The organism is Ruegeria sp. AH12, from assembly GCF_056541465.1.
This window is the reverse complement of sequence record NZ_JBQFYL010000196.1, coordinates 1-581: the sequence shown is the minus strand read 5'-3', so window position 1 is coordinate 581 and position 581 is coordinate 1. Positions and strand designations below refer to the sequence as shown.

The 581-nt window shown below is 52.2% G+C and carries 1 pseudogene; it reads left to right on the top strand.

Features of this window, described 5'->3' with window-relative positions:
• Positions 1 to 581, top strand: a pseudogene (locus tag ACR0EL_RS22590) (ABC transporter substrate-binding protein); the annotation flags it as partial.

Below are 581 nucleotides of genomic sequence, written 5' to 3'. Positions count from 1 at the left end.
TGCTCAGCCCTTCAGGCCCACCAGATTTCCTGCTGGTTGAAGGCAAAACACCCACCGTCACCTTCCCCGACGAAACAACAGTTGTATTCGAATGGGATGACCCCAACCCGAATTTCCTGCAATCACTTGCTCAGGCGCGGCCGCCCTTTATCTATCGACCGTCTGAGTTCCTTAAGCAGTATCACGAGAAGTTTGCAGACCCCGAAGAACTGGCATTCAAGGTCGAAGATGCGCGGGTAAAAAGCTGGGCGGCGCTGCATAACAAGTTGGACAATCTATATAAGTACGACAATCATGAACTGCCGACGTTGCAGCCATGGCTCAACGCAAGTTCGGGCAAGAAAATCCGGCACAACTTTGTCCGTAACCCTTATTACCATCGGGTGGATTCAAATGGGGTTCAGCTGCCCTATATCGACGTAGTCGAAATGGAGATCGTCGCACCGGGTTTGGTTGCGGCCAAAGCAAATGCGGGTGAAACTGACTTGCAAGGTCGCGGATTGGCATTCCGCGATGCCTCGATCTTGAAAAAGGGCGAGGCTGAAGGTGGATACAAGACGCTTTTGTGGAAAACAGGCGTC